This window comes from uncultured Olegusella sp., from assembly GCF_947253395.1.
Classification (GTDB): Bacteria; Actinomycetota; Coriobacteriia; order Coriobacteriales; family Atopobiaceae; genus Olegusella.
In genome coordinates this window covers 1-3,238 of record NZ_CAMXYY010000141.1, presented here as the reverse complement: position 1 = coordinate 3,238, position 3,238 = coordinate 1, and the positions used below count along the sequence as shown (strand labels likewise).

3 protein-coding genes and 1 pseudogene are annotated in these 3,238 nt (G+C 47.1%); all 4 read left to right on the top strand.

Features of this window, described 5'->3' with window-relative positions:
* Positions 1–973: NAD(P)H-dependent glycerol-3-phosphate dehydrogenase (locus tag Q0X25_RS08020; RefSeq protein WP_298580992.1), on the top strand; the 973-nt coding region annotated here is incomplete at its 5' end.
* A gap of 34 nt (positions 974–1,007) precedes the next feature.
* Entirely contained in the window at positions 1,008–1,685 is a 678-nt protein-coding gene (rpe, locus tag Q0X25_RS08015; RefSeq protein ID WP_298580990.1) for a ribulose-phosphate 3-epimerase, read from the top strand.
* A 1-nt stretch (position 1,686) separates the two neighbouring features.
* The gene (locus tag Q0X25_RS08010) at positions 1,687–2,865 is read left to right on the top strand and encodes a cysteine desulfurase family protein (RefSeq protein ID WP_298580987.1); all 1,179 of its coding nucleotides are present in this window, start codon (positions 1,687–1,689) and stop codon (positions 2,863–2,865) included.
* A 29-nt stretch (positions 2,866–2,894) separates the two neighbouring features.
* Positions 2,895–3,238, top strand: a pseudogene (locus Q0X25_RS08005) (hypothetical protein); the annotation flags it as partial.

Genomic DNA, 3,238 nt, shown 5'->3' with positions numbered 1-3,238 from the left:
GTGGGGTACTGCTGCAGCGGGTTTACTTGCGGTAAATGCAGATGAGGTAACACTGTTAGCTCGCAGTGCTGAGGTTGCAAAGGCTATCAATACACACCATCGCAACCCTCGACATCTTAGTGACTACATTTTGCCCTCAAATGTTTGTGCGACGGTAGATGGTCAAAGTATTGCTGAGGCAGATGCGGTAGTTATTGCTGTTCCTTCTTCTTTTTTAAGAGACACTACAAGGCAGATAGCAGCTTATATTGCAAAAGATATGCCTATATGTGTGCTTACCAAAGGTATTGAGCAGGGCAGTTGCATGCTTATGGCTGATGTTGTTGAAGAAGAGCTGGGTGGCAAGGCAAGAGTTGCAGCATTATCTGGTCCCAACCATGCTGAGGAAATCTGCCGAGGTAAGGTATCTGCAGCAGTGGTTGCCTCCGAAGATCCTCAGATTAGCGCTTTGTTTCAAACACTCTTTATGAGTCCTTGTTTTCGTGCATATGCCAGCACAGATATCAAGGGCGTTGAGCTGTGTGCTGCAATCAAAAATGTTATAGCGGTTGCCTGCGGTGTAGCTGTTGGTCTGGGTGCAGGAGACAACACTCTTGCGGTACTTATGACCCGCGGCCTTGCTGAAATTGGACGCATGAGCGCAGCTGCAGGTGGTGATCCATTGACCTGTATGGGTCTTGCGGGTATGGGTGACCTTGTTGCTACTTGTACCTCTCCACATTCACGTAACCGCAGTTTTGGTGAGGCCTTTGTAGCAGGGGAGAGTCTCAGTGATTACGAGAGCCGTACACATATGGTGGTAGAGGGAGCGCGTGCTGCGCGCTCCACCCTTGAGCTTGCGCGTCAGCTCAAAGTTGAATGTCCTATCACCGAAAGTGTTCATGCCATTTTGTATGAACATGCAGATATTTCTTCTGCAATAGACAGTCTTTTGGGTCGACCGCCTCGAAAAGAGTTTTATGGCATTGGTTAGATAGGTAAGTTACTAGATGAGGAGAGCTGCACTTATGACACATGAAGTTCAAATTGCTCCATCCCTTCTTTCAGCTGACTTTATAAAGTTGGGTGAGGATATCGAAGCTATTTCCACAGCCGATTACCTTCATTTTGATGTGATGGATGGACACTTTGTCCCCAACCTGAGCTTTGGTTTGCCAATTTTAAAGCAGGTAAAAAAGGTAAGTAAACTTCCCGTCGATGTACACCTTATGGTAAGCAATCCTGATGAAGTGGTTATTCACTACCTCCACGCAGGCGCTGATGTGGTGAGTTTTCACTGGGAATCTCAAATTCATGCTCATCGCTTAGTAAAACAGATTCAGGATGCAGGCGCAAAAGCAGGTGTTGTTCTCAATCCTGGGACTCCCGTGAGCTGTCTCGAGAGTATTATTGACTATGTTGATCTGGTACTCATCATGTCAGTAAATCCAGGTTTTGGTGGTCAAAGTTTTATTGAAGGTAGCTATCGTAAATTACGTGAGCTACATCAGCTTTGCTGTGAGCACAAGGTCAATCCTCTTATTGAGGTTGATGGTGGTGTTGGTGTAAACAATGCTGAAGCGTTAGTATCTGCTGGCGCTAATTTACTTGTTGCTGGTTCTGCGATATTTGGTGCGGCCAATCGTGCACAGGCCATTGCTGATATTCGTGCTGCGGGTCAACGTGGACAATTGAAAAGGGCATAGTATGTCTTCTAGACCATACGTCTATTTAGATTACGCCGCTTCAGCTCCTCTGAGCCAAGCTGCCAGAGAGGCCGAAGTTGCTTATGAGGCTTCAGAAATTGCAGGAGCTAATCCCAATTCATTACATACGCTTGGGAGGAAAGCGGCTCGTGCTCTTGATGGTGCTCGTCGTGATATTGCTCGTTGTTTGGGAGGGCATTTTCGTCCATCAGATGTCATCTTTACCTCTGGGGGCACTGAATCAAATAATCTTGCTCTTTATGGTATGGCTGAAGGTGCCCGAAGCCGTAATCGTCAGCGTAGAGTTATTGTGATGTCTGAGTTTGAGCATGATTCAGAAATTGATGTTATTCCTGCACTTCATGATCGGGGTTTTGAGGTCAAGTTAGCACGCCCCAATCGTGATGGTGTGGTTACGGTTGAGGCCGTAGCAAAGCATTGTGATGAGCATACTGCTCTCGTATCTGTTATGGCAGCAAACAACGAAGTGGGCACTGTGCAGCCAGTGGCACAAATTGCAAAGACTGCTCATAAGGCTGGCGCTTTGATGCATTGTGATGCAGTGCAGGCGTTTGGTCGCATACCGTTAGCATTGGATGATGTTGATGCGGTAAGTATTGCTGCACACAAAATTGGCGGTCCTGTGGGTATTGGTGCTCTTGTTATGCGCGGTCGAACACCTTTTCGTGCACAAACTTTTGGGGGAGGACAAGAGCAAGGCAAGCGTCCAGGTACTCAGCCAGTGCGTGCAGCTCTTGCTTTTGCGGCGGCTGCCTGTGATTGTATTGAGCATATGGCGGAGCGTCGCATGCTTGTTCGTGCACGAGCGCAGCGTCTCTATGATTGTATTTGTGCTTCAGGTACACATATTCATCCTACTACTTCTGCTTTGATGGACGAAGACCGTCTACCTGGTTTGGTATCTGTGCTTGTTGAAGGTGTTGATTCTGAAACCCTTGTATTAAGTCTTGACCAATTGGGCTTTGAGGTTTCTGCGGGATCTGCTTGCTCTTCGGGTTCTCTTGATGCGAGTCACGTATTACTCTCCATGGGCATTCCGAGAGACCTTGCGTTGGGTGCGCTGCGTATTTCTTTTGATGAGCGTGTTTCCGACGATGAATTGTATGATTTTGCTGCTGCACTGATTAGTGTTGTTGGTCGCTATCACAAAAATACATAGCGCACAACTTTGAGAGATTGAGGATTCATATGGCCGAACCAGAGGCATTGCTTCGCCTACAAGATATAGATATTAAATTGATGAGAATTCACGCTCAGCTTGATGCCATGCCTCAGCAGCAAAAGCTTGCGACCATTGCTCGTGCACAGCGTCAATTGGCTCGCCAGACAACCATTATTGTGGGTCAACTTAAAGATGCTCAGATGGAACTTGAAGATAATGAATCTCAACATGCGCTTGTGTTGGAAAAGATTGCCAAAGTCAAGTTGGAGGCTCAGGCGCGCGAGGCAGGATTTCGCCAAACACGCGATTTAGGGGCTCATTTGTCTGCTTTGGCCAAGCAACAAGAAAAGATTGAGCATGCTTGTATGGA

Excerpts from the sequence above, each read along its gene's own strand:
- Q0X25_RS08010 (WP_298580987.1), top strand. The coding sequence starts at position 1,687 with ATGTCTTCTAGACCATACGTCTATTTAGATTACGCCGCTTCAGCTCCT.
- rpe (WP_298580990.1), top strand. The coding sequence starts at position 1,008 with ATGACACATGAAGTTCAAATTGCTCCATCCCTTCTTTCAGCTGACTTT.